Source organism: Posidoniimonas polymericola (genome assembly GCF_007859935.1).
GTDB classification, from domain to species: Bacteria; Planctomycetota; Planctomycetia; order Pirellulales; family Lacipirellulaceae; genus Posidoniimonas; species Posidoniimonas polymericola.
The window spans coordinates 42,727-66,794 of the sequence record NZ_SJPO01000001.1 but is presented as its reverse complement, the minus strand read 5'-3'; the positions used below and the strand labels follow the sequence as shown (position 1 = coordinate 66,794).

At 68.0% G+C, this 24,068-nt stretch carries 17 protein-coding genes and 1 tRNA gene; 10 read left to right on the top strand and 8 right to left on the bottom strand.

The genetic code is table 11. The features are described 5' to 3' along the window. Positions 1-396: 396 nt before the first annotated feature. From Pla123a_RS00275 to Pla123a_RS00260, 4 genes are all read left to right on the top strand, one after another. Entirely contained in the window at positions 397-894 is a 498-nt protein-coding gene (locus Pla123a_RS00275; RefSeq protein ID WP_146583527.1) for a 3-hydroxyacyl-ACP dehydratase FabZ family protein, read from the top strand. 87 nt (positions 895-981) lie between these two features. Further along, on the top strand, positions 982-1,368 hold the full coding sequence (locus Pla123a_RS00270; RefSeq protein ID WP_146583526.1) for an acyl carrier protein: 387 nt from the start codon (positions 982-984) through the stop codon (positions 1,366-1,368). 105 nt (positions 1,369-1,473) lie between these two features. After that, positions 1,474-2,007 carry a 3-hydroxyacyl-ACP dehydratase FabZ family protein gene (locus Pla123a_RS00265; RefSeq protein ID WP_146583525.1) on the top strand — a complete coding sequence of 178 codons (534 nt, stop codon included), beginning with the start codon at positions 1,474-1,476 and terminating at the stop codon, positions 2,005-2,007. Between the two features lie 170 nt (positions 2,008-2,177). Further along, on the top strand, positions 2,178-3,455 hold the full coding sequence (locus Pla123a_RS00260; RefSeq protein ID WP_146583524.1) for a beta-ketoacyl-[acyl-carrier-protein] synthase family protein: 1,278 nt from the start codon (positions 2,178-2,180) through the stop codon (positions 3,453-3,455). A gap of 24 nt (positions 3,456-3,479) precedes the next feature. Here the strand turns inward: Pla123a_RS00260 and Pla123a_RS00255 are convergent, their stop codons facing one another. The 4 genes from Pla123a_RS00255 to Pla123a_RS00240 all read right to left on the bottom strand — a co-directional run bounded on the left by Pla123a_RS00255 (position 3,480) and on the right by Pla123a_RS00240 (position 6,783). Next, positions 3,480-3,965, bottom strand: coding sequence for a hypothetical protein (locus Pla123a_RS00255; protein WP_146583523.1), 486 nt, complete (start codon positions 3,963-3,965; stop codon positions 3,480-3,482). Positions 3,966-4,080: 115 nt separating this feature from the next. Next, entirely contained in the window at positions 4,081-4,725 is a 645-nt protein-coding gene (locus Pla123a_RS00250) for a hypothetical protein (RefSeq protein WP_146583522.1), read from the bottom strand. A 73-nt stretch (positions 4,726-4,798) separates the two neighbouring features. After that, a complete protein-coding gene (locus tag Pla123a_RS00245; protein WP_146583521.1) occupies positions 4,799-5,962 on the bottom strand; it encodes a GTPase in 1,164 nt (387 codons plus the stop codon). Beyond that, positions 5,959-6,783: a type III pantothenate kinase gene (locus Pla123a_RS00240; RefSeq protein ID WP_197527547.1), complete on the bottom strand. Its 825-nt coding sequence runs from the start codon at positions 6,781-6,783 to the stop codon at positions 5,959-5,961. Before Pla123a_RS00240 ends, Pla123a_RS00245 begins: the two co-directional genes overlap by 4 nt. A gap of 299 nt (positions 6,784-7,082) precedes the next feature. Between Pla123a_RS00240 and Pla123a_RS00235 the strand changes: the two genes are divergently transcribed. Together Pla123a_RS00235 and Pla123a_RS00230 are read left to right on the top strand one after the other, a co-directional pair. After that, positions 7,083-7,166, top strand: a tRNA-Leu gene (locus tag Pla123a_RS00235). Between the two features lie 249 nt (positions 7,167-7,415). Then, a complete protein-coding gene (locus Pla123a_RS00230) occupies positions 7,416-7,934 on the top strand; it encodes a ferritin (protein WP_146583519.1) in 519 nt (172 codons plus the stop codon). 73 nt (positions 7,935-8,007) lie between these two features. Here Pla123a_RS00230 and lepA read toward each other — a convergent pair whose 3' ends face one another. After that, positions 8,008-9,885: a translation elongation factor 4 gene (gene lepA / locus Pla123a_RS00225; RefSeq protein ID WP_146583518.1), complete on the bottom strand. Its 1,878-nt coding sequence runs from the start codon at positions 9,883-9,885 to the stop codon at positions 8,008-8,010. A 1,009-nt stretch (positions 9,886-10,894) separates the two neighbouring features. Between lepA and Pla123a_RS00220 the strand changes: the two genes are divergently transcribed. Both Pla123a_RS00220 and Pla123a_RS00215 read left to right on the top strand, forming a co-directional pair. Then, positions 10,895-12,346 carry an MBOAT family O-acyltransferase gene (locus Pla123a_RS00220; RefSeq protein WP_146583517.1) on the top strand — a complete coding sequence of 484 codons (1,452 nt, stop codon included), beginning with the start codon at positions 10,895-10,897 and terminating at the stop codon, positions 12,344-12,346. A 20-nt stretch (positions 12,347-12,366) separates the two neighbouring features. Then, the gene (locus tag Pla123a_RS00215) at positions 12,367-13,557 is read left to right on the top strand and encodes an alginate O-acetyltransferase AlgX-related protein (protein WP_146583516.1); all 1,191 of its coding nucleotides are present in this window, start codon (positions 12,367-12,369) and stop codon (positions 13,555-13,557) included. Positions 13,558-13,625: 68 nt separating this feature from the next. Here the strand turns inward: Pla123a_RS00215 and Pla123a_RS00210 are convergent, their stop codons facing one another. Both Pla123a_RS00210 and fusA read right to left on the bottom strand, forming a co-directional pair. Next, a complete protein-coding gene (locus Pla123a_RS00210; RefSeq protein ID WP_146583515.1) occupies positions 13,626-17,240 on the bottom strand; it encodes a hypothetical protein in 3,615 nt (1,204 codons plus the stop codon). A gap of 207 nt (positions 17,241-17,447) precedes the next feature. Beyond that, positions 17,448-19,562, bottom strand: a complete 2,115-nt coding sequence (gene fusA / locus Pla123a_RS00205; RefSeq protein WP_146583514.1) for an elongation factor G — start codon at positions 19,560-19,562, stop codon at positions 17,448-17,450. Between the two features lie 460 nt (positions 19,563-20,022). Between fusA and Pla123a_RS00200 the strand changes: the two genes are divergently transcribed. Beyond that, entirely contained in the window at positions 20,023-20,853 is an 831-nt protein-coding gene (locus tag Pla123a_RS00200) for a CAAX prenyl protease-related protein (protein WP_146583513.1), read from the top strand. 41 nt (positions 20,854-20,894) lie between these two features. Beyond that, the gene (locus Pla123a_RS00195; RefSeq protein ID WP_146583512.1) at positions 20,895-21,188 is read left to right on the top strand and encodes a hypothetical protein; all 294 of its coding nucleotides are present in this window, start codon (positions 20,895-20,897) and stop codon (positions 21,186-21,188) included. A gap of 23 nt (positions 21,189-21,211) precedes the next feature. Here the strand turns inward: Pla123a_RS00195 and Pla123a_RS00190 are convergent, their stop codons facing one another. Then, positions 21,212-23,749 (bottom strand): hypothetical protein, encoded by a 2,538-nt coding sequence (locus Pla123a_RS00190; protein WP_146583511.1) that lies wholly within the window; start codon positions 23,747-23,749, stop codon positions 21,212-21,214. Positions 23,750-24,068: the final 319 nt, after the last annotated feature.

The window sequence follows — 24,068 nt, the reverse complement described above, 5'->3', positions numbered from 1 at the left end:
CTGGGCCAGCCCGGCGGCCAAGGTGCTCCCAAATGGGGGTCCGCTGAAGCGTCCAGGCCGCAAGGCCGGTGCTAGCAGCGGGGTTCTTGCAACCAGGCCACCCCGAGACCGATGGAGCCGCCGGGCCGAGTAGCCGATACCCGATGGGGAGAACCTCTTGCCCGATAAGGTCTGAGCCCAGGGTGCGGCCTTGCTGCAAACCGTCGGCACGGCTATACGAGATGCCGGATGGCCGCCAGCCGACCAGGCCAGGCAGACTTGCTGTGTTGTAGCGGTTAGTCTGGCGGGCTATAATCCGGGGCTTGATATTATCCATTCCCCCCACTCCCCCACAATTTACCCCCGTACCCTCCACCCACTCGCCAGCGGCCCTCGCGACGCCAAGAGAACCTGCCCATGCGTTTTTGGCTGATAGACGCGATCGAAGAGTTCGTGCCCGGCGAGCGGATCGTCACGCACAAGAATGTTGCGTACAGCGAGGAGTACCTGCAGGACCACTTCCCCGAGTTCCCGGTGCTGCCGGGCGTGTTCATGCTCGAGGCGGCGACCCAGTCGGCCGCGTGGCTGCTGCGGCTGACGGACAACTACCAGCACACGATCATCTCGCTGAAAGAAGCGAAGAACATCAAGTACGCCGACTTCGTGTCGCCGGGCAGCCGGCTCACGATCACCGCCGAGATCTTCAAGCAGGACGATCGCGAGGTTGGGTTCAAAGTAACCGGCAAGGTAGGCGAGAGCACGTCGCTGAGCGGACGGATCGTGCTAGAACGCTACTGCCTGAGCGACGACGACCCGGCGATGATCGAGTCCGACGAGCGGCTGCGGACCTCGCTGAAGAAGTGGTCCAAGGCGATCGTTAACCCGACGCTCCAGGCCACGCTCGGCGGCGCCTAAGCGGCCCCACAATACGAACCAAGAACGTGGCCGGCCAAACGCCCGGCCGATCCCACACCGCCCCCGATTCAACCGGAGACACGTACGATGCCTACCCAAGAAGAAATCTTCGCCAAGGTCCAGGAAGCCCTCGTTGACGCGTTGGGCGTCGAGGAGGACGAGGTCACGCCGGAGGCCAAGCTGCAGGCCGACCTGGACGCCGAGAGCATCGACTTCCTGGACATCGTGTTCCGCCTGGAGAAGGCGTTCGACATCAAGATCGAGCGTGGCGAGCTGTTCCCCGAGGACATCCTGACCGACGCCAACTACGTCAAGGACGGCAAGGTCACCGACGAGGGCCTGGTAAAGCTGAAGGAGCGGATGCCGTTCGCCGACCTGGCTGCCTTCGAGGCGAACCCGGTCGTGCAGAACCTCGGCAAGCAGCTCACCGTGCAGGACATGGTCCGCTTCGTCGAGCACAAGCTGGCCCAATAGAAGTTGGCAAAGTAGTTGATCCGCTCCCCCGGCTCACTCCGGGGGTTCCTGGTCGCGCCGCTAGCCTAGCCACCAACCACTAGCCACCAACCACCCCCCTCCGCCATGCGCTGGTTCTGGGTCGATCGATTCACCGAGTACGTCGCGGGGTCGCACGCGGTGGGGGTCAAGGGCGTGACCCTCAGCGAGGAGCACCTGCACGACCACTGGGAGTCGTACCCGGTGATGCCCAACACGCTGATCGCCGAGGGGATGGCGCAGACCTCCGGCCTGCTGATCAGCGAGCTGTACGAGTTCAAAGAGCTGGTGGTGCTGGCAAAGTTCACCAAGCTGGAGTTCAACGGCCTTGTCCGCCCGGGCGAGACCCTGACCTACCGCGCCGAGGTCGGGGCCACCAAGGAAGTGGGCGCCCAGGCGACCGTGACCGCTACCGTTGGCGACCGCGACCAGGCTCGGGCGGAGATCTTCTTCGCCCGCATGCAGGCCGGCGCCGCCAGCGCCCAGGGGCTGCCGAGCCGGCTGTTCGACCCCCAGGACCTGGCCCACTGGCTGCAGATCACCGACGTCTTTAAGGTTGGCGTGCACCAGGACGGCAGCCCGATGCAGCCGGGCGACTACGGCCTTCCCGTGTATGCCTGACAGGGGCCTTCTCGCCTACGCCTGACGGGGGCCATCCCGAGCACGGCTAGCGCGGGCCAGCGGCTCGCTGGGGTACACCCGGCGAACCCCACACGCGTAGAATGACCGGCGGGCCCCGCCCCCGACCTCAATCGTCTGCCCCCCGCAACGAGCCCATAACGAGTCCTGCCATGCGTAACCGAGTTGTCATCACCGGAGTTGGCTGCGTCACCCCGCTGGGGACCACCGTCCCCGAGCTGTGGGAGAACCTGCTAGCCGGCAAGAGCAGCGTGCGCAATACCACGCTGTTCGACGCGTCGAAGTTCCCGACCAATATCGCATCGGAGGTGCGTGACTGGTCGATCGCCGCGGTGGGCGAAGACCCGGCCGTGTGGGAGAAGCGCGGCCGGCACACCCGCTTCGCGATCGGGGCCGCCAAGCAGGCCATGGAAGACTCCGGGGCCGCCGGCACGGTCGAGCCGACCCGGATGGGCGTCTACCTGGGCGCCGGCGAGGGGCAGCAGGACTTCGCCGCCTTCAGCGCGATGATGACCGCCGCTATCAAGCAGGGCGACTTCAACCTCACGTCGTTCGTGCAGGAGGGCTTGAAGCTGCTCGACCCGGTCGAGGAGCTCGAGCAGGAACCGAACATGCCGGCCGCGTACGTCGCGGCGCAGTTCGACGCCCAGGGCCCCAACTTCAACTGCCTGACCGCCTGCGCGGCCAGCAGCCAGGCCATCGGCGAGGCGACCGAGATCATCCGCCGGGGCGAGGCCGACGTCATGATCTCTGGCGGCGCGCACAGCATGATCCACCCGTTCGGCGTCACGGGGTTCAACCTGCTCACGGCCCTGTCCGAGCGGAACGACGAGCCCCACCGCGCCAGCCGGCCGTTCGACCGCAACCGCGACGGCTTCGTGCTCGGCGAGGGGGCCGCGATGCTGGTCCTCGAGGAGTACGAGCACGCCAAGGCCCGCGGCGCGCAGATCTACGGCGAGCTGATCGGCTACGGCGCCACCGCCGACGCCTTCCGCATCACCGACACCCACCCCGAGGGCCGCGGGGCCACCAGCTGCATCAAGATGGCGCTGAAGGACGCCGGCCTGGGCACGGGCGACATCGACTACGTCAACGCCCACGGCACCAGCACCACCGTCAACGACAAGGTCGAGACCCTCAGCCTCAAGCAGGCCCTCGGCGAGGACGACGCCCGCGCCACGCCGGTCTCGAGCACCAAGAGCATGATGGGGCACCTGATCGCCGCGGCGGGCGCGACCGAGCTGATCATCAGCCTGATGGCGATCAAGGACAACAAGCTGCCGGCCACCATCAACTACGAAACGCCCGACCCCAACTGCGACCTCGACTACATCCCCAACGAGGCCCGCGACCAGAAGTGCAACGTGGTGCTGTCGAACAGCTTCGGCTTCGGCGGCCAGAACATCACGCTGATCGCCCGCGGCGTGTAGGGCGGCCCTGTAGGGCGGCGTAGGCTACTCGGCTTCGGTCTTTTCAGCACCGTGCACCAGCTCGCCGAACAGGTGCCCGCCGTGCCCGCCGCCCTGCCAGTAGCCGGCGTACTTGCCGCCCTGGATCATGACCCGCGCCGAGTAGACGCCCAGGCCGGGGAAGCCGACGTTGTCGACCCGGATGACCGCCGCGTCGCCGGCAAAGTCAACTGGCAGCGTCAGGGGCAGCTCGACGTCGTGCTCGCCGTAGCGGATGCGGGCCCGGATCTGCCAGAGCCCGTCGCCGACCTTGCTCACCTTGCCGAGGTCGTACCGCTCGGCCCGTGGCGCGGCGTCGGCGCCGGTGGTGAACGCGCCCCGCAAGGTTGCGTTGCTCATCGCCTTGGCGAAGGCCTGCTCGGCGGGCGTCAGCTCGGCCGACTCCTCGGCGGGCGGCTCCTTGGCGGGCTCTTCAGCGTGCAGCTGGGCGGGGAGCAGGCAGAACAACAAAGCAGCGAGGCGAACGGCCATCTGAATCCTCCGCGGCGGCGATCGAGCGTCGGCTCGATCGGGGACAGGCGCGATCCAACGACCGCTTACCCGCCATTATTCCGTCGCGACGCCCCGGAGGGCAAATCGGCCGCCGTTAGCGCCAGCCGCTGTAGAACTGGCCGGTGTCGCCGAACCGGGCCCGGAAGCCGGTCGCCGGGATCCCGCCACCGGCGTTGGCAGGCGCCTGGTACGAGGTCCGCTGCACCTGGCGCTGCAGGCCCTGCAGCTGGCGCTGCTGGGAACGGTTGGTCTCGATCTGGTTCTGCTGCGGCCGGACGAACGTGTAGTAGTTGGGGAGCGAGTCCTCTGGCTCCTCGCGGAACAGGTTCAGGTACGGGCTGATAGTCGGGTCGGCCGCCCCGCCGGCGTACGGCTTGCTGCCCGCCCCAACCGGCTGCCCCCCCTGCGGAATAAATCGCGGGCGGCGGGGCATCTGATCGAGCGTCTGGCGGGCCGCGGCGCCGCCGTAGTAGTTGAGCGTGCTGCTGGTGCCAGACGTGTAGCTCGGCGTCGCCGGCGGTGGCGCCACTTGGGGCAACGCCTGGCGGGCCGCTTCGTTGACGGTCGCCTGGCTCGAAACCGGCGACGACGGGCGGGAGAAGCTCTCAGCGAGGTAGGCGTCGCTGCCCAGGTAGCGTCGCAGCGAGTACGCGTCGCCGCCGCGTTGGGCGCAAGCGGGCGAGGCCCAGCAGGCCAGCAGGGCGCAGGACATCGCGATCGCGGCGTAGGTGACTCTCATGCTTCGTGCCTCGTTGGAGCAGGCGCCCGCCTCACGCGGCCGCACACCCGCCATAATCGGCACAGCCTGCCACTCAACTTGCGTCGAACTCGCTGTCGGCCGGCGCCAGCAGCGCCTGCACGTCCGCCCGTGCTGCGCCCCAATCACCCCCCGCCGCTGCGTCGGCAGCCCGGCGGAGCAGCCCTGCTTGCACCGCGTTCACAGGAACCGCCCGGCCGGCCGCTGGGACCGTGGGAACTAGCTCCGCCGCGATCGCCGCCAGCAGCTCCGGCACACCGCGGCCGGTCGTGGCGACCGTGCCGAGGCCCTCTGAAGTACCACCCTCCGCCGTTCCGCAAACCGCTCGGTCGAGCTTGTTCCACACTACTAGCCGCCGCCCCGCCATCGCCCCTGGGATGACGCTAGGCTGATCGGGCGCCGCAGCGTCGCGGACGTCGACGATTAGGTCGGCCTGGTCAAGCACCCGCATCGCGAGCTCGACGCCGGCCGCCTCGGTCGGGTCGTCGGCCGCGCGGAGCCCGGCCGTGTCGCTCAGCGAAATGGGCCAGCCCTCGACCGCCGCGTCCGCCGAAATTACGTCCCGCGTGGTCCCCGGCTGGTCGAACACAATCGCCCGGTCGTAGCCCAACAGGGCGTTCGTCAGGCTGCTCTTGCCGACATTCGGGGCCCCGGCCAGCACCACCCGCCACGGCGTCGTGAGGCGCCTACCAAGCTCGCCCCAGACAGCAAGCAGTTCGAGCCGCTCCAAACCGTCGCCGGCGCCCAGGCCGTCGGCGATCGACCGCAGCTCGGCCTCCAGCGCCCCCTCGGCCTGATCCAGCAGCACGCCCGCGGTTCTCTCGGTTAGGGCGCTGCGGAGGGCGAGCACGGCCTCGTGCGTCGCCCGGCAGACGCCGCTTAGCCCGGGCGCGTCGGCCCGACTCTCGACGCAGCCCTGCTCAATCAGGTCCCGCACCACCGCCCGCACGGCGGCGGTCCCGCCGTGACAGTGGACCTCGACGTCGGCCCCGCGGCGCGTCACGACCACCTCTTCGCCGGTGGGCGAGGACCAGCGGCCAAACCGCAGGGCGGCCACCGGCTGCTCGGCTAGCGGACGGCCGTTGGCGGCATGGAAGCAGGCGTCAACCGCAGACACCGACGTGGGGCCGCTAACCCACACCACGGCCACGGCGCCGCGGCCCTCGGCGGTCTGAACCGTTGCAAGGGTTGGCGCGTGGGTCGGAGGCCTGACGCTCATGGCGCCGGGCCGGGCTTCGACTCGGACGCGATCGCCACCCCCGACAGCACTAGGTGCGGCAGGTACCGCACCGTGCAGTCGGGCCCCCCCAGCAGCCGAGCGACCGACGGCGCGGCGCCACCCGTCAGGTACAGCTGCGGCGGGACGGTGAGGCGGTCGCGTTGGCGGGCGACCACCTCGCGGATCGCCCCCACCGCGCCCCAGAACAAGCCGGCTCGGAGCGCGTCGACCGTGTTCCTGCCGACCGCGTCGGGCGAGTCCTCGAGCTGCTGCATGGCGATGTCCGGCAGCGCGTCGGTTTGATCGTGCAGGGCCCGGCTGGCCATCCGCAGGCCGGGCAGGATCGCCCCCCCCTCGAACGCCCCGTCGGCGGCGATTAGGTCGATCGTCAGCGCGGTGCCGAGGTCGACTACAATCGCGGGCGACTCGGGCCGCCGCAGCCGATTGGCCGCCACGCCCGCCAGCAGCCGGTCGATGCCGACCCGCTCGGGCTGGTCGACCCGGGTGGCGATCGGCAGCTGCTTGCCGACCAGCGGCCGGCAGTTGTCGACGCCGCACCCCCGCAGTGCCTCGATGGTCGCCTGCCCCGCGCTGCGGTGGACCGACGCCAGCAGGGCCGGGATGCCGGCGTGGGGTCGCAGCCACTCACGGAGGGCGTTGTAGCCGCTCGGCTCCCCCTCGACGTGGGCAAAGCTGAAGGTGTCCACCGGCTCTGGCAGGGCCCCGCCGGCAATCGGCAGCAGCCCCGCCTGGGCCGCCTGCTCGCACTCCACAGGCCGCTCAAATAGGCCGAGCTTGACCCGGCTGTTCCCGACATCCACGGCGATTAGTCGCTCCGTTTCACCCATCCAGCCAAGATAACCACGACTCCCCCGCAGCGGCAGGCGCCCGGCTCCCGGCGGGAGATCGGCGGGTTTGGCATATCACGCCCGGCCTGCGCCAAAGGGGGAAAACCGTAAGGGGCAAGACGCATCGGCCACCCGCGGCATCCCTCCCGGCACCACTTCCCCTTTCCAATTGCGCCTTTCCCCTGCTAGCCCCTGCCCCGCCCCAACTTGACGCACTCGCACCATCAGCTAGACTTTGGGGCTGGCGGGCCCTCGGGCCCGCCGCACATTTTGGGCTCGTGGCGGAATTGGCAGACGCGCATGCTTGAGGGGCATGTGCCCGCAAGGGCGTGCTGGTTCGACTCCAGTCGGGCCCACTGGTGAGGCTGGGAACAGCCCCCCAGAAACACGAGCGAGCCGGAATCGGCTCACGAGGACCTCTGCTCTTCGGTTGGTCGCATCGAGGCGGCCCTCCTGGGCGGTCGGTCCTCATCTTGGTACCCTCAGAGCAGCGGGCGGAGGTCAGTCCTCCCCCGCTGCTTTTTTCTTTGCCGCACAGCTGTATCGCTCAGCTGTCACGTACACCTCGCCCCGCCGCTCGACGCGCCGCTCACGGATACGCCGCTATGAAAGAACTCTCGCCGGTCATGCAGGACGCCATCAACGACCAGATCAAGAACGAGCTCAGCTCGTCCTACAGCTACCTGGCGATGTCGGCCTACCTCGAGCACGAGCAGTTCCTCGGCTGCGCCGCCTGGATGCGTGCCCAGAGCGCCGAGGAGAACGACCACGCCATGCGGCTGTACGACTTCCTCACCGCCCGCGGCAGCCGCGTCGTGCTGCAGGCGCTGGCCGAGCCCCGCAAGGACTACGAAAGCATCCCGCAGGTGTTCGAGGCCGCGCTGGAGCAGGAGCGGACCGTCACCAGCCAGATCGACAACCTGTTCGAGCTGGCCATCGAGCAGAAGGCGTTCGCCGCCCTCGTGGAGCTCGAGTGGTTTGTCAAAGAACAAGTCGAAGAGGAAAAGTCCCTCCGCGACATCGTGCACAAGTTCAACCTGGTGAAGGACGACCCGTCGTCCCTGCTGGACCTCGACCGCGAACTAGGCTCCCGCGGCCCCGAGCCAAACGCCGCGGCCGAGTAACAGGCCCGCGCTGTTCGTGGCTGCAACCAACCCATGAAGCGTCGCGGATGCGCCGCGCGGCCCTTCGTTGGCCTCAGCCCTGCTTGTCGCCATCGCCGGTCTCCAGCACCGCCAGGAACGCCTTCTGCGGGATGTCGACCTGGCCGATCGACTTCATCCGCTTCTTGCCTTCCTTCTGCTTCTCCCACAGCTTCCGCTTGCGGCTGATGTCGCCGCCGTAGCACTTGGCCGTGACGTTCTTGCTCATCGCGCTGATGGTCTCGCGGGCGATGATCCGCGTGCCGATGGCCGCCTGCAGCGCGACCTCGAACATGTGCCGGGGGATCTCCTGGCGGAGCTTCTTGATGATCGCCCGGCCGCGGGAGTCGGCGTCGCGGCGGTCGCACACAATCGACAGCGCGTCGATCCGCTCGCCCTTGACCAGGATGTCCATCCGCACGAGGTCGCCCTGCTCGTAGCCGCGGAGCTCGTAGTCCATGGTGCCGTAGCCCTTGGTCGTGCTCTTGAGCTTGTCGTGCATGTCGTACACCACCTCGGCGAGGGCGATGTCGTACACCAGCATCACGCGGATCGGGCTGAGGTACTCCTGCCGCACGAAAGCGCCGCGGCGGTCGGCGCACAGCTTCATGATCCCGCCCACGTACTCCGCCGGCATCACGAAGCTGACCCGCACGACCGGCTGCTCGAAGCTTTCGATGTCGCCCATCTCGGGGACACGGGTCGGCGTGTGGACCTCGATCCACTCGCCGTTCTTCCGCTGGATCTTGTACGTGACGTTCGGCGCGGTCTGCACGAGGTCGATGTCGGCCTCCTGCTCCAGCCGCTGCTGCACGATCTCCATGTGCAAGAGGCCCAGGAAGCCGCAGCGGAAACCGAAGCCGAGCGCGTCGGAGGTCTCCGGCTCGAACACGAAGCTCGGGTCGTTCACCTGCAGCTTGCTGAGCGCCTCGCGGAGCTGCTCGAAGTCCTGCCCGTCCGACGGGTACAGCCCGCAGAACACCATCCGCTTCGGCTGCTCGTAGCCCGGCAGCGGCTCGGCCTGCTGGCCCCGCGCGGTGGTCACGGTGTCGCCGATGTGCACGTTGCCGAGCGACTTGATGTTGCAGACCATGTAGCCCACCTGCCCCGCGGACAGGCTGTCGGTCGCGGTGCGTTTGGGGGTCTTCTGGCCGATCTCGACCACCTCGTGCTCGGTGCCCGCCTGCAGGAACTTGATGCGGTCGCCCTTGCGGACCACGCCGTTCATCACCCGCACGAAGATGATCGCGCCGCGGAACTCGTCGTACAGGCTGTCGAACACCATCGCCTGCAGCGGCGCGGTGTTGTCGCCGGTCGGCGGCGGGATCCGTGCGATCACCGCGTCGATCACCGCCTGGCAGTTGAGCCCGGTCTTCGCGCTGCAGCCGATCGCCTCGGACGCGTCCAGGCCCAAGGTCTGCTCGATCTCCTCCTTGACCTCGTCAGGCCGGGCGTGCACCAGGTCGATCTTGTTGAGCACCGGCACGATCTCGAGGTCGTGCTCGATGGCGTTGTACGCGTTGGCCACGGTCTGGGCCTCGACGCCCTGGAACGCGTCGACCAGCAGCAGCGCGCCCTCGCAGCAGGTCAGCGACCGCGACACCTCGTACTGGAAGTCGACGTGGCCCGGCGTGTCGATCAGGTTCAGCTCGTACTGCTGCCCCTCGTACACCACCCGCATCGAGACCGAGTTCGCCTTGATCGTGATGCCGCGCTGCCGCTCGAGCGCCATGTCGTCTAGCAGCTGCTCCTTCATCTCCCGCTGGGTGACCGTGCCGGTCACCTCCAGCAGGCGGTCGGCCAGCGTGCTCTTGCCGTGGTCGATGTGCGCGATGATCGAGAAGTTGCGGATGAACTTCGGGTCGACCAGCTTGCCGGACGGCTTCTTCTTGGGCGCGGGCTGGGGGGTCGATTCGGTCGGAGCAGACGCCATAGGGGCCAGCAGTGAGGATGGATTTCAGGTGGGAGGACGCTAGGGAGCGGTCGGCCTCGGACAGCCCCCACCGCAAGGTGGGGGACCCGCCAGCGCCGCCGGGCGTGCGACAATCCCCCATTCTCTCTTCCCGCAGGAAACTAAGGAAGGGCGCTCGATCCGCAGCCGCCACCGGCGGGTCTAGTCCGAAACTTTCAACGGAGGGGACAAAACCCGGACTTTACCGACGGCCATGATTTCCGTAAGCCGCTATTCCAAAAGCACTTGCGACAAACGCCCCGATCGCCCTACGTGGGTTTTGTCCCACAGTGGTCGCCACGGGCACGGGCTTCTCAACGCTTGGCCAGCGCGCAAGCCCCACCGAACCCGGGCTGCCGTCGGCGGCGGCAGCGCCGCAACCGTCAGCCAGCGCAACCCTCATTAGATACGCCTGCTGGCCCCGTCGCTACGCAAAACTGGCGAGAAACCCGTCGCCGGACTGGCCACGGGTAGCACGCCCATAATGGGCGTGGTGAATCACCACCAACGCCGCCACGCCCTGGCAGGGATGTGCCACCCTGCCGGCCGGCGTAGCCCTGCGACAGCCGAGCGGCGTCCTCGACGGCAGGCAAGAGACAAGCAAGAAACAACCCCCTCGCTGCTTGTTAGATCGTGGCGAGTGGCCGGTGCTTCGGATTAGCGCCCGGTGGGGGCTCACGGGTCGCGGGCTGCCGCCGCGCACAGCCCCTGACGGTACTCGTCGGGCAAGGGTCCTGAACGGCCTAGAACGCTGGTGCAGAATTCTTGGTATCCTTTGCGGCCGCCAATTAAGATGACAATCGATCCCTCAGGTCGAGAACCGACGACCCTGCCTCACCTTCTTGCGCACACCGAACGGCTCCGAACGGCGGCGTCCCGCAGGCGGTCGTTCGCCCTCCCCGGCTAGTCGCTGTGGTGGCTCAGTGCACGCCCCAAGCACAACGCCCCCTAACCGCGACACGCCACCCATCACGACTCTCGGCGACACCTCATGCTCTTCGTGGAACCGACCTTCCTGTTTGTCTTCCTGCCGCTGGTGGTTATGGCGTACGCCCTCTGCCCGCTGCCACTGCGCAACGCACTGCTGCTCGGAGCCAGCCTGGTTTTCTACGCGCTCGGCGAGAAAGAGTACGTGGCGGTAATGATCGGCTCGATCGGGGCCAACTACCTGCTCGGCCTGGCCATCGACCGCGTGCACGGGTCGCCGTGGGCCACCCGCGCGCTGGTGGCGGCGACCGTCGCGGTGAACCTTGCGCCGCTCGTGTATTTCAAGTACGCCGGGTTCATCGCGCAGAACACCCCGGCGCTCGACTCCGGCATAGTCGCCCGCCTCGCGTCGACCCACCTGCCGATCGGCATTTCGTTCTTCACGTTCCAGGGCCTGTCGTACGTGCTCGATGTCGCAGCGCGACGGACCCGTCCGCAGCGCAACCCGCTCGACCTCGGTTTGTACATCGCCCTCTTTCCACAACTCATCGCGGGCCCGATCGTCCGTTACACCCAGCTCCGCGACCAGCTCCACGGCCGACTCTGGCGGTTCTCGCTGATGGCGGCGGGCTCGCGGCGGTTCGTCATCGGGGCGGCCAAGAAGCTCCTGATCGCCAACCCAATGGCCGAGGTTGCCGACGGGGTCTTCTCCCTCCCTGCCGACGAGCTCGGCGCCCCGCTGGCCTGGACTGGCGCGATCGCCTACACGTTCCAGATCTACTTCGACTTCAGCGGCTACTCGGACATGGCCGTCGGGCTGGGCAGGCTGTTCGGCTTCCGGATCCCACGCAACTTCAACTACCCGTACATCTCCCGGTCGATCACCGAGTTCTGGCGCCGCTGGCACATCTCGCTGTCGAGCTGGTTCCGGGACTACGTGTACATCCCACTAGGCGGGAACCGGGGCGGTGAGGCCGCCACCTACCGCAACCTCCTGATCGTCTTCTTGCTCTGCGGCCTGTGGCACGGCGCCGGGTGGGGCTTCATCCTGTGGGGGGCGTACCACGGGTTGTTCTTGATCGCCGAGCGGGCCGGTCTTGGTCGGCTGCTTTCAAAGATGCCGGCGCCGATCGGGTGGGCCTACGCCATGTTGGGGACGGTCATCGGCTGGATCTTGTTCCGCGCGTCGACAGGTCCCACCCCCGAGGGAGACGCCTTCGGCTACTTCCTTGGGTACCTGGGCGCGATGTTCGGCCTGACCGGCAGTCCCGGGTTGCAGCACACCATCGCCGAGTTCGTCTTCCCGGCCCATCTGCTGGTCTTCTTCGCGGCGGCGATCGCCTGCACGCCGATCCTGCTGGTGCTCACGCGGGCGGCGGCCCGCACGGGGCGGCGGCCGAGCCGGGCGGCGGCAACAACGACGCTGCACGCCGCGGTCTACGGGGTCCTGGCGGTGCTTGTAACCATCCGGGCCGCGAGCGACGCGTACAACCCGTTCATCTACTTTCAATTCTGACGCCCAGGACCACCGCAGCCATGAGCCCCTTCCGTCGCCAAGTCCGGACTGTCGAGATCGGCACGTTCCTCACGCTGGCCGCCGTGATCCTCGCGACGCTCTTCTGCTCGGTGGTCGGGCTCCGGCTGCTCGACCAAACCGCCGCGCACCGACCCCCACCCCCCGCTACGCCCGCCTCGCTGCGCGAGGCGATCTCCTACCCTGGTGGGTTCAAGTACTACTTCGAGCGTGCGTTCGCCACCCGCGACCTGTGCCTGGAGCTGCACGGCCGACTGATGGTCGACGGGCTCGCGACCTCCCCTTCGCCGAACGTGGCGTTGGGCACGGACGGCTGGTTGTTCCTGAAGAGCGAGTCGTCGCTCCAGCAGTACCGCCGCCTCGACCCGTTCAGCCCCCGGGAGCTCTCGGAGTGGGTCGACGCCGCCGCCGCTTGGCAGGCGGCCGCCGAACAGGGCGGCGCCCAGTTCGTCATGTTGGTGGCGCCCAACAAGTACTCCGTCTACCCCGAGCACGTCGACGACCGCTTCACCGTCGCGTCCCGGCCGGGCCGCAAGGAGGAATTCGTCGACGCGGCCCGAGCCGCTGGCCTCACGATCGTCGACCCGAACGACGCCCTCGTCCGCGCCAAGGCGGACGCCCGGTGCTACCACCTGACCGACACGCACTGGAACCAGTACGGGGCGGCGATCGCCGCCCGCGAGCTGACAACCGCTTTCGGCCCGTTGCTGGGCGAACCGGTCGAGCCGTCCTCGATCGAGCGGCGGACGCGGTCGGAGAACGGCGGCGACCTTTCGCGTCAGATTGGGATGGCGCGGCTGATGCCGGAAGAGATCTTCAGCGTCTCGCTCGAACCGCCGCGGGAGGTGGCCACTGCGGACGGCTCGCCCATCCCCGAACCGGGGTTCGACAACCGAGGGGGGTTCCTGGACCACTTCGATCCGCGGCAGCGGCTGGTCACCCACTGCGCCGACGGCGAGTACGACTCGGCCATCGTCTACATTGACTCGTTCGGGGAAGTGATGCTGCCGGTGCTGGCTCGGCATTTTAAGCGCTGCGTCTTCGTCAAGGGCTTCTCCCTCGACCCCGAGCTCATCGCCAATGAGAAACCATCCGTGGTCGTCCTTGAAGTAGTAGAACGTCGCCTGAGCCTGCCGGCCGCCGAGGTGCTCTTGCGTCAAGCTGCTGCGGCAGTGCCGCAGGGGGCGCACTAGCAGCGTGGCCGCCCCACGGCCCGCTCACCAGCATGCCAGTTGGCACGAGACCAAGCTGACCAGCAGCACTAGCGGCGAGGGCGAGGCAATGCCGCGGTGAACGCTAACGCGACTAGCAGCGCCGCCGCCGGCTCGGGGACCGCCCCTAGGCCGCGTCGCGGCGTGGCGCGGTTGTCCCGCCAGATCGTGTAGTCGGCCGCGTCGACGACGCCGTCGCGGTTGCTGTCGGCGCCCGCGCCGGGGTAGTCGACCTGCTGCCCGTACTGCGATTGCCAGACGACCAGGTCGTCGGCGTCGACCACGCCGCTGCGGTCGAAGTCGCCCAGGATCAGCGGGGTGAGGACCAGCTCGAGCATCGCCCTTGGTTGGAAGTTGGCGCCCACGTAGAAGGCGGCGTCGCCGCCGTCGGCCAGGACCGCCGAGAGCTGGAAGTTGCGTTGCTCGATCCGCAGCGGCTCGCCGGGCGTCATCTGCGACGTGAGGTCGACGCCGTCTGCGAAGAACTGGTAGCCCTCGACGCGCAGCAGGCCGGAGTCGCCGGTCAAGTTCATGAGGTCTCCGCCCGTGTAGAGCGCCTCGCCGCCGCGCAGCTGGAGCCAGCCTACGGCCCCGCCAGTGATCGTGATCTGGCCGCCGGCGTAAACCAAAGCGTTCGCCAGCTCGGCGTCGCCGTCGACCGTTGCGTAGCCCTCGGCGTAGATGCTGGCGCCTTGGGTGTAGCCGCCGGTGGCGTCGAGCCGGCTCTGGTGCACCGAGACCCCGAGCACCTGTCCGCCCTTGATCACTACCTCAGAGCCCTCAAACGCGTTGAACCCCGGGTCAACGCGGCCGTCGCCGGATACTACCACGGTGCTGCCGAACGAGTCGAAGTACGGCCCCACGACCCCGCCGGCGACGGTGACGGTGCTGCCGTTGAAGGCGTCGGAGTACGAGCCGACGGAGCCGCCGGTCATCAGCAGCGAGGCGCCGTTCATCTCGAGGTTGCCGCCGATCGAACCATCGACGATCGCGACCGCCGACCCGGCGCCGGCGCTGAAGTTGCTCGGCAAGGAACGCCCGTTGTCGACGACGACCAGCTGGCCATCGCGGACGCCCCGTGGCGGCTCGGCGCCGATCGGCGCCAGGCCGGGCTTGGCCGGCGGGACTTCTACACGGCTCAGCATCAGCGTGCCGGGTGCGAACAGGTCGCCGGTGAAGCTCGCCGTCGGCGCGTCCGCGGCGGTGAGCGCCTGCGACCGCCGCGGGATCGACGCGCGATCCATCCGGGAGAAGAGGAATGGCGTGCCGTCGGCGAGGACGCCGGTAAGCACGTCGGTGTCCGCCAAGTCGATCGCGAGAGGACGCGGGACCGGCAGCGGCTGGCCGTTGAGCAGGAATTGGCCGCCGACGATGGTCGCGGCGCCGCCCTCGTCCACCCGGAGGGCGTCCCCGATCGAGCCGCCGGAGAGGACGGCCTCGCCGCCCGATTCGACGCGGGAGCGACTCCCGATGCCGCCGCCCTGCTGCTCGAGCAGCCCGCCGTTGGCGACAACTATGGCGCCGTCGATGTCGCCCCCCTGCACCACGACTCGGGCGCCGTCGCTGGTGGTCGCGCTGTCGATCGCGCCCCCCGACAAGGTGACCTCTGCGCCGGCCCGGGCGCTAAAGCCGGACCGCACCCGCCCGCCGCTTACATCCACGGTGGCGCCGATTGCCTCGAAGCGTTGCAGAATCAGGCCCCCGCCGACCACCTCGACCGAGCTGCCGTAGAACGCCTGCAGATCGGATCCGACCTGCCCCCCCTCGGCACGCAGCGACGCGCCAGAGAAGAGGTCGGCATCGTTCCCAAGAGAACCGTCGGTGATCGTGATCTGAGCGTTGACCGCCTCGAGGTCGCCGCCGACCGCGCCGCCCTCGAGGCGGAGCTGGCCGCCACTCGCCTGGAAGTTTTCGGGCAGCGACCCGCCGGCGACAAGCGTCAGCTTCTGACCGGCCGCTAGCCGGTTGGTCTCGGGCTCAGCAGAGTCGACGACCCGCTCGAACGCGATCGGCGTCGGCAGGGCGGTGGTCGTGAGTTGGATGGGCGCGTCGATCGAGTCGAGGTCGAGCGGCGAGAGCGCCAGCAGCGTGCCGTCGGCCAGCAGACCGGTGAGCACGTCGTTGTCGCCGAGCTCGACGGTGGCGGTCCCGCCTGGCGCCCCGAGCGCGGGGAGCGTCGCGCCGTTGAGCCTGAATTCGCCCCCCAGGACCGACACTTCGGCCCCCTCGCTAACGGTGAAGCCGCCGGCAACCGACCCGCCCGACAGCGTCAGCGAACCGCCCTCCCTGACTACCATGCCGGCGCCCAACTCGCCGCCGGAGATCTGCAAACGGCCACCGGAGCGGGCCTCAAGGAACGAGCCGACCGCGCCGCCGGTAATCTTCACCGAGCCGCCGCTGTGGACCTGCATACGGTTGCCGACCTGCCCGCCGCTGACGGTGAGCTCGGCGCCGTCGAACGCGTCGGCGTCGTCGCCGAGCGTGCCGCCGACCATGACCATGTTGGCGTCGACCAGCTCGAGGTTGGCGCCGATGATGCTGCCCGCGCCCTGGATGATGGTCGACAGGCGGCCGGCGTTGAAGTTGTCGCCGAGGGCGTCGCCGTCCCCCAGCACCACAACCTGCGCCGCCCGCAGGCCGAGCAGGTCCGGCGCGGCGGCGACCACGCCTGGCGGGGCGGGCGGCGTTTCTGCGTAGTGGAGCGTGAGCGTGCCGGCGGTGACCAGATCGCCGTCACTCGGTGAGAGGGCGAACGGCGTGCCGTCGGCCAGCACGCCCGTCAGCACGGCATTGGCCGGCAGGTCGAGGGTCAGCGAGTCGCCCGCCGTGTTCAGCCCAACCACGGGCAAGCCGCCCAGGTAGAATTCGCCGCCAGCGAGGTTGAGCAGCGCGTCGGGCCCGACGACGAGGTAGTCGCCGATGCCGCCGCCCGACCAGTCGAGCGTTCCACCGGCCGCATTGAGGCGATCGCCAACGCGGCCGCCGCTGACCGCGACCACCGCGCCCGGCGACATCTTGAGCCGGTCGCCAACGCTTCCCCCAGAGATCGTGACCACGCCGGCGACCGCGGCGTCCGAGCCGAGGGAGCCGGCCGACAAGTCGAGCCTGCCGTCGAGCCGCGCCCGGTTGCCCAGCGCCCCTCCCGACAGGTTGACGCTGGCGCCTGGTTGGATGTTGACCTGGTCGCCAAACCCAGAGCCGAAGACGTTCACCACCGACCGGTCGTACGCCGTGAGGCTACCGGTGACCTCGCCGCTATGGATGTTCACCTCACTCCCGGGCTGGGCCCACAGCTGGGCGGAGAATCTTCCGCCCAGCACGTTCAGGACGCTGCCCTCGTAGAAGTAGGCCTGGCCGCCGACCGATCCCTCCACCAGGTTCGTGACGCTGCCCGAGTAAGCGTCGATGCGGATCAACGACGAGCCGCCGAGCAGGTTGAGCTCGATGTTCGACCCCGGCGGGCTGAACGAGCCGACCTGGATCCTGTCGTACAGCATCCCGCCCTCCAGCAGATTGATCTGCGTGTCGGACCCCACGCTGCTAAGCCGGCTGATGAAGTCGATGTTGTAGACGTTCGTGAACCCGGCCGGGTCCGACTGCGCACAAGCGGACGCGGCGAGGCCGGCGCACGCCAGCGCGACGGCAAAGACTCGGAGAACGCGCATTGATAGAGGGCTCCGCCTTGGTTGGGCGCCGTCGGTCTTGCCCCTGACGACTCGTCGGCCCAGCCCGTGAGTCTACCCCGCGGAGTCCCGCGGCACAAACTTCGTGCGGGGCGAGCGGCGGAGCAGCGCTAGCCGGGCACAAAAAAAGCCCCCCGGCGGATCGCCGGGGGGCTTGATGGTCTGCAGTCGCGGTCGCACCGGAAAGCCCTAGGCGGGCTGCAGCTCCTTTTTGCGCTCCTCGACGATCTCCGTCTGGATGCTCGACGGCACCGGGGCGTACTTGGCGAACTCCATCGAGAACGTGCCCTGGCCCTGCGTGTTGCTGCGCAGGTCGGTCGAGTAGCCGAAGGTCTCGGCGAGCGGGACCTCAGCGATGATCTTGGTCATGCCGTCGTTGGTCTCGGTCTCGACGATCATGCCACGCTTCGAGCTGACCTGCCCGACCACCTGGCCCTGGAACTCCTCGGGGCACTCGATCTCCATCAGCATGATCGGCTCGAGCAGCACGGGTTTCATCTTGTTGAAGTGCTCGCGGAAGCACTCCTGCGAGGTGAGCATGAACGCCATGTCGGACGAGTCGACGTCGTGGTACTTGCCGTCCACCAGCTCGATCTTCATGTTGACCACCGGGTACCCGGCGACCGGGCCTTTGTCCAGCATGTTGCGGAAGCCCTTCTCGATGGCCGGGATGAAGTTCTTCGGGATGCGGCCGCCGGTGACCTTGTCGATGAAGATCAGCTCGTTCGGTTCGGAGCCGGTCTCGCGGACCGCCTCGCGGTCTTCCTCGGTCTGCGGCGACATGACGCCCATGATGCAGCCGTACTGACCCGAGCCGCCGGTCTGCTTCTTGCGGGTGTGGTCGAACTCGTAGGGCTGCTGGCCCGACTCGCGGTAGCTGACCTTCGGGGCTCCGACCTCGACGTCCACGCCGTACTCGCGGCGGATCCGCTCGACGTAGATCTCCAGGTGCAGCTCGCCCATGCCGGCGATGACGGTCTCGTTGGTCTCCTCGTCGGTGAAGACGTGGAACGTGGGGTCCTCCTTGCGGAACCGCTGCAGGGCCTTGCTGAGCTTGTCGCTGTTGTCCCGGCTGAGCGGGTTGATCGACATCTTGATCACCGGCTCGGCGACGTAGATGTTCTCCAGCGTGCAGTAGTTCGGCTGGTCGCAGTAGGTGTCGCCCGACGCGCAGTCGATGCCCATCACGGCGATGATGTCGCCGGCGGACGCGGAGTCGATCTCCTCACGCTTGTCGGAGTGCATCCGGACCAGGCGGCTGAAGCGTTCCTTGCGGCCGGTGCGTTGGTTGAAGTAGCTCTCGCCCTTCTTCACCTTGCCCTGGTAGATGCGGGTGTAGGTGAGCTGGCCAAACTCGTCGTCGGTGAGCTTGAAGCCCATCGCGACCAGCGGCTTGCTGGCGTCCGGCTCCAGCTTCATCACCTTGTCCGGGTCCTGCGGGTCGGCGCCCTTGTTGGTGACCTCGGTCGGCGACGGCAGGTAGCGGGTGATGGCGTCGAGCAGCGGCTGCACGCCCTTGTTCTTGTACGCCGAGCCCATGAAGACCGGCGTGAACTCCTGCTCGATCACCGCGTGCCGGGTGATGTCGTGGATCAGCTCCTCGCTGATCTCCTCCTCACCGAGCAGCTTCTCCATGAGGTCGTCGCTGTACATGGAGAGCGACTCGAGCATCTCGTGCCGGGCGGCCTCCGCATCGTCCTTCATGTCGGCCGGGATCTCGTCGACGCGGACCACCTCGCCCTTCTCGCCGTCGAAGAAGTAGGCCTTCATGGCGACCAGGTCGACCACGCCCTTGAAGTTCTCTTCGCTGCCGATCGGCAGCTGCATCAGCACGGCGTCGGCGCCGAGCTTCTTGCGGACCTGCTGCACCACCTTGAACGGGTTGGCGCCGGTGCGGTCCATCTTGTTGATGAACGCCAGGCGGGGGACGTGGTAGCGCTTCATCTGGCGGTCGACGGTCATCGACTGCGACTGCACGCCGCCGACCGAGCAGAGCACCAGGATGGCGCCGTCCAGCACGCGGAGCGAACGCTCCACCTCGACCGTGAAGTCGACGTGGCCCGGGGTGTCAATCAGGTTGATGTCGTAGTTCTTCCACTGCAGGCTGGTGGCGGCCGACGTGATCGTAATGCCACGCTCCTTCTCCAGCTCCATGTGGTCCATCGTGGCGCCGTCGCCGCCGCCGCGGACGTCCTCGATCTTGTGGATCCGACCCGCGTAGAACAGGATCCGCTCGCTCAGCGTGGTCTTACCGCTGTCGATGTGGGCCGAGATGCCGATGTTGCGAACGTTCTTCAAGTTCATGATCGTTGCCTTCGGGTGGACTCCTCGTCCTGCGATCCCCCATCCTGATAAATCAGGAGCGGACAACAGGCGGGGCGCGATCGGATCGTTGTTAGCGATCGCGTGGGTGTGGGGAGGTTGCGTCGTCGGTCGCGGTGCCGCGTGTGACCCAACGCCAATCAACCTTGGCAAGCCAACTGGGGCGCCGGCGCAATCGCCGACTCCTTTGGCCTCGCCGGTCGTCGCCAGCGAAGCCTGTATCATACTCGACAGCACGCCTACGGCTAGGGATTATGACGGGAATCCCGCCCAATGGATCTCGCGGTGAGGCCTCGGCGCAGCAATCAGTAGAGTAGAGTCTTATCGGCTTTCCACCTAGATTAGTTTGCCCGATCCGGGCGGACGGCTCCCCGGAGCGACCGGGCAGAGCCGAGCAGCGGATTGCCGCTGACCACCTAAACACTGACCCACACTCATCTTAATGCCAGAGCCAGCCAACCAGCCCAGCCCCGATCGCGCCACCTGGGGCTGGTTCGCCAGCCGTCCCGTGCTGCCCTTCGTGCTGCCGCTGGCGGTGTTCATGCTGCTGGCGACCTTCGAACCCTCCGCCCCCGACCCCGACGCGACCCCCGAGGCCGCCGCCGCCGCCGAGGCGGACAATTGGTTCGGCCTGACCTTCTCCCAGTACCCGTACGCCTACGCGGTGCGGCTGCTGCTGGGCTTCGCGACCCTCGCCTGGTGCTGGCGCCCGATCATCAGCCAGTTCCCTTTCCGCGTGTCGCCGCTGTCCGTGGTGGTCGGTGTGGTGGGCGTGGTGCTGTGGGTAGCGATCTGCTGGGTCGACCTCGAGGGTTACCTGGTGCGGATGTTGGGCGAAGAGAACCCGGCGGTCATGCTGCTCGGCCTCGGACCCCGCCCGGCGTTCAACCCCTTCCAAGAGCTGGCCGACCAGCCGGCGTGGTTCGTGTGGGCGTTCCTGGTGGTCAGGTTCATCGGCCTGGCGGTGCTGGTGCCGATCATCGAGGAGCTGATGCTCCGCGGCTGGCTGATGCGCAACCTCGAGACCGACGGCTACCACCCCGAGTTCTGGCAGGTAGCGTTCGGCAAGGCGGGCGCCATGACCATCGTCATTGGCACCGCGTTCCCGATGCTCTACCACCCCGAGAAGCTGGCCTCGCTGGTGTGGTTCTCTCTGGTGACCTGGCTGATGCTCCGCACCAAGAACTTCTGGGACTGCGTCGTGGCCCACGCGGTGACCAACTTCCTGCTGGGCGTGTGGGTCGTGACGATGGGCGACTGGCGGCTTTGGTAGCGGGCGGCGAGTGATTCACCTCGGCCGCAAGACTACCCTGCATGGCCGACCTGCGTGACCCCCGCCTGATGTGCGTCAAAGCGGTGCTGTTCGTTGGCATCGGTGCGATCGGCGCCGCGCTGCTGCTGCTCGAGTCCCGCACCGCCCGCACTGCCGCGCTGCTCGCCCTCACGGTGTGGGCGTTCTGCCGCGCGTACTACTTCGCGTTCTACGTGATCGAGCGGTACATCGACCCCCGGTTCCGCTTCGATGGGCTGTGGTCGGCGGCGCGGTTTATGGCGGTGCAGCGGCGCAAAGAATCAGGCGAGCGGCCGGCTGGCCGCTCGCCTGATTGAAGGTTCCCATTGTTGCCGACGCACTAGGCGCGGCGGCGACGCACGCCCAGCAGGGCGATCGAGGCGAGCAGCGCCAGGCCGGCCGGCTCGGGCACGGCGCCGAGGGCGGCGACCGGGGCCGGCAGGGTCAGCATCGCGCCGTAGTTGGCCCGCCAGATGGCGAGGTCGGCGGCGTCGATCACGCCGATGCCGTCGCCGTTGCCGAGCAGCAGCAGCTCGGAGCCGCCGATGTTGTCCCGGTAGAAGGTGTAGTCCCCAGCGTCGACCACGCCGTCGCCGTTGAAGTCGCCCGCCAGGGCGCCGATCGACGACACGGCCACCAGCGTCAGGGCCGGGCCCGAGGTGTCGGTCAGCAGCACGATGCCGGGCGAGGTGGCGACCAGCGTCGACACAACCGTGCCGGTGAAGTTGGCGGTCCCGAGCACCGTGATCAGGTCGATGGCGTCGCCGGGCGTGACGGGGCCGATGTTGCCAAGGATCTCGATGCTGCCGAGGCTGAAGTCGGCGTCGCCCTCGATCACGAGGTGCGAGTAGGAGTCGGCGGCGAAGTCCTCGACATACAGGCGGAGCGTGCCGCCTATCGAGCCATCTCCCAGCAAGAAGTCGCCGGCGACGTCCACGTCACCGGTCGAGACAATGTTGAGCTCGCCGACGCCCCGGTAGGTCGGCACGGGCATGAGCGGGTCGATCGGCCGACCGAGGAACTGGGCGTTGGAGTCGTCGGTCAGCGTGATCTGACCGTCGTTGGTGACGAGGTCGTCGAACACGACAGTCGCGCCGTTGGTGATCGAGATCGACCCGCGGGGGATGCCCGCGTCCGAGTCGTTCATCACGCGGCCGGAGATCGTGTTATCGCCGCCGGTGAAGGCGATGCTGCCGGAGTTCCACAACCCGTTGCGGAACCGCAGGGTAGCGTCCTGGGCGACAATCTGCCCGGGGGCGGTGGTCTCACCCGCGTTGAAGAAGACGTCGTTCGGGCGGACGCTGAGCGGGTCGAGGGTGGTGATTTCAGAGCCGGCGTACTCGCGGTCGAACTCGAACTCGGCGCGGCCGTTCTGGCTGTCGCCGACGACTTCGATCAGGCCGTAATTGGCGGCCACAAATATTTCGGGGGCGTCCGGCGCGGTGTAGTTGTCTTCGGCGGTCGCAACCACCTTGAGCGACTGGCCGGCGCCGATCCGGACCTCGCCGAGGTAGCGGTTCTCAAACGTGCCGACCTCGAGGATGCTCTCGCTGGAGGACTGGCCCCCCTCGACGCCGGTTCCGTCGTACTTGGCCTGGATGACGCCGTCGCTGACAAGCTGGTCGCGAACTACCACCTTGCCGCCGCGGAAGTCGAGCGTCCCCATCCGCCCGATGCGGAGGTCGGCGTCGTCGTCGGCGGCAGAGGAGCCGGTCGGTTCTTCGTAACGCTGCACGCGGACCAGGCCGTCGTTGCGGACCGACAGGTAGCCGCGGCCGAGCTCGCTATCGGTGTAGGTGGGGGTTGAGGAGGACTCGTCAAACTCGCCGATCGCCAGGGCGCCGCCCTGGGTCGAAAGACTCTGGACGGGCATGTCCCCATCGAACGCGGTGACCATGATGTTCCAGGTCGAGCCGGGCCCGTCGACCACTACCGAGCCGGATCCCTGGGGCTGGCCAGCGCGGTCGAAGGCGCCGTCGGTGATCTCGTCGTCACCGTCCGAGCGGGTGACGCCGATCGCCGCGCCGTAGAACGCGTCGACATAGCCGCCGTCGGTGATCTCCATCGTGCCCTGGCCGTAGGCGCCGATGATCATCTGATGGATGCCCGGGTCCTGCACAAACATGTCGCGGTCGATGGTGGTCGCGTTCGGGTTCAGACCGCCGTAGGCCGCCAAGTACGACCCGAGTCCGCTCACTTCGAGATAGCCGGTCGAGTTGGCTCCGTAGGCGACCACCACCGCGTCCTGGATCTCGGCGCGGCCGCCGGCCGTGACGTGCATGGCGCCAGAACCGGTCAGACCGATGTACGCGTCGAAGCCGACGTCGTCGGCACGCGTGTTGGTGGTGTTGAAGAGGAGCTGGTCGGCGTTGCCCGACCCGCCGCTATAGACGTCCTGATACTGGGAAGGAATCACGCCCGGGTGGTTATTGTAGAACGAGTTGAAGTCCTCGATCCGCAGCACACCGTGGCCGGTAATCGGCGACCCCGGTTCGAAGCCGTCCTCCGGGGCGCCGTTGCCCGGTCCCGAGCGGCCGGCTGCGCCGCTCTGCTCGACGTCCGACTCCGAGCCGCCGAGCACGAGGTGCTGGAAGTTGAGGAACCCGCCCTGCGACAGACGCACCGAGCCGAAGCTCCCCTCGCCGATTGTGATGTTGCGGTCGCGCTCCCAGAACTCTTGGTCTTCGGTTGCAGGGTCAAGGAACGTGTTGACGAAGCCGTACAAGCCCTCGAAGTCGGACGTGAACGGGTTGTCCGACGGGTAAACCTGGCCCGAAGTAGTGAGCTGCGCCTGGGCAGGGGCGGCCACCGCCCCGGCAACCAACAGGGCCGCGAGTGCGTACAGGGAACGAGGGAGGAACGCGCGGTGCGAAATCATAGGTAGATCGTCTCCAGGGCGGTAAGCCCGGTGTTGTGCCGTGCGTGGCGCGTGTCGCTGACACGCGCCTGCCTGGCGTTGCCCCTGCCGGTGGGTCTCGGTTCCGATTGGTCGTGTTCCGTTGTCGCATGCCTTGAGCGGCCTGCAGCGGATTGCTCCGCAAGGACTCTCCAACCGCCGTGGCCCTTCGGCGGCTTATCTAGGGTGGGAGATTGCGTCTCGCCGACCCGGCGGGAACTGCGGATTCGACGCGCAGCCTCTGAGGCGCGCCGATGTTCGCGGCGGGTCGGGACGGCCCCTCCGTGTGTCCTTCTTCCCT

Excerpts from the sequence above, each read along its gene's own strand:
- Pla123a_RS00215 (WP_146583516.1), top strand. The coding sequence starts at position 12,367 with ATGAGCCCCTTCCGTCGCCAAGTCCGGACTGTCGAGATCGGCACGTTC.
- Pla123a_RS00255 (WP_146583523.1), bottom strand. The coding sequence starts at position 3,965 with ATGGCCGTTCGCCTCGCTGCTTTGTTGTTCTGCCTGCTCCCCGCCCAG.
- Pla123a_RS00220 (WP_146583517.1), top strand. The coding sequence starts at position 10,895 with ATGCTCTTCGTGGAACCGACCTTCCTGTTTGTCTTCCTGCCGCTGGTG.
- lepA (WP_146583518.1), bottom strand. The coding sequence starts at position 9,885 with ATGGCGTCTGCTCCGACCGAATCGACCCCCCAGCCCGCGCCCAAGAAG.
- Pla123a_RS00250 (WP_146583522.1), bottom strand. The coding sequence starts at position 4,725 with ATGAGAGTCACCTACGCCGCGATCGCGATGTCCTGCGCCCTGCTGGCC.
- Pla123a_RS00260 (WP_146583524.1), top strand. The coding sequence starts at position 2,178 with ATGCGTAACCGAGTTGTCATCACCGGAGTTGGCTGCGTCACCCCGCTG.
- Pla123a_RS00195 (WP_146583512.1), top strand. The coding sequence starts at position 20,895 with ATGGCCGACCTGCGTGACCCCCGCCTGATGTGCGTCAAAGCGGTGCTG.
- Pla123a_RS00275 (WP_146583527.1), top strand. The coding sequence starts at position 397 with ATGCGTTTTTGGCTGATAGACGCGATCGAAGAGTTCGTGCCCGGCGAG.
- fusA (WP_146583514.1), bottom strand. The coding sequence starts at position 19,562 with ATGAACTTGAAGAACGTTCGCAACATCGGCATCTCGGCCCACATCGAC.
- Pla123a_RS00265 (WP_146583525.1), top strand. The coding sequence starts at position 1,474 with ATGCGCTGGTTCTGGGTCGATCGATTCACCGAGTACGTCGCGGGGTCG.
- Pla123a_RS00200 (WP_146583513.1), top strand. The coding sequence starts at position 20,023 with ATGCCAGAGCCAGCCAACCAGCCCAGCCCCGATCGCGCCACCTGGGGC.
- Pla123a_RS00245 (WP_146583521.1), bottom strand. The coding sequence starts at position 5,962 with ATGAGCGTCAGGCCTCCGACCCACGCGCCAACCCTTGCAACGGTTCAG.
- Pla123a_RS00210 (WP_146583515.1), bottom strand. The coding sequence starts at position 17,240 with ATGCGCGTTCTCCGAGTCTTTGCCGTCGCGCTGGCGTGCGCCGGCCTC.
- Pla123a_RS00270 (WP_146583526.1), top strand. The coding sequence starts at position 982 with ATGCCTACCCAAGAAGAAATCTTCGCCAAGGTCCAGGAAGCCCTCGTT.
- Pla123a_RS00230 (WP_146583519.1), top strand. The coding sequence starts at position 7,416 with ATGAAAGAACTCTCGCCGGTCATGCAGGACGCCATCAACGACCAGATC.
- Pla123a_RS00190 (WP_146583511.1), bottom strand. The coding sequence starts at position 23,749 with ATGATTTCGCACCGCGCGTTCCTCCCTCGTTCCCTGTACGCACTCGCG.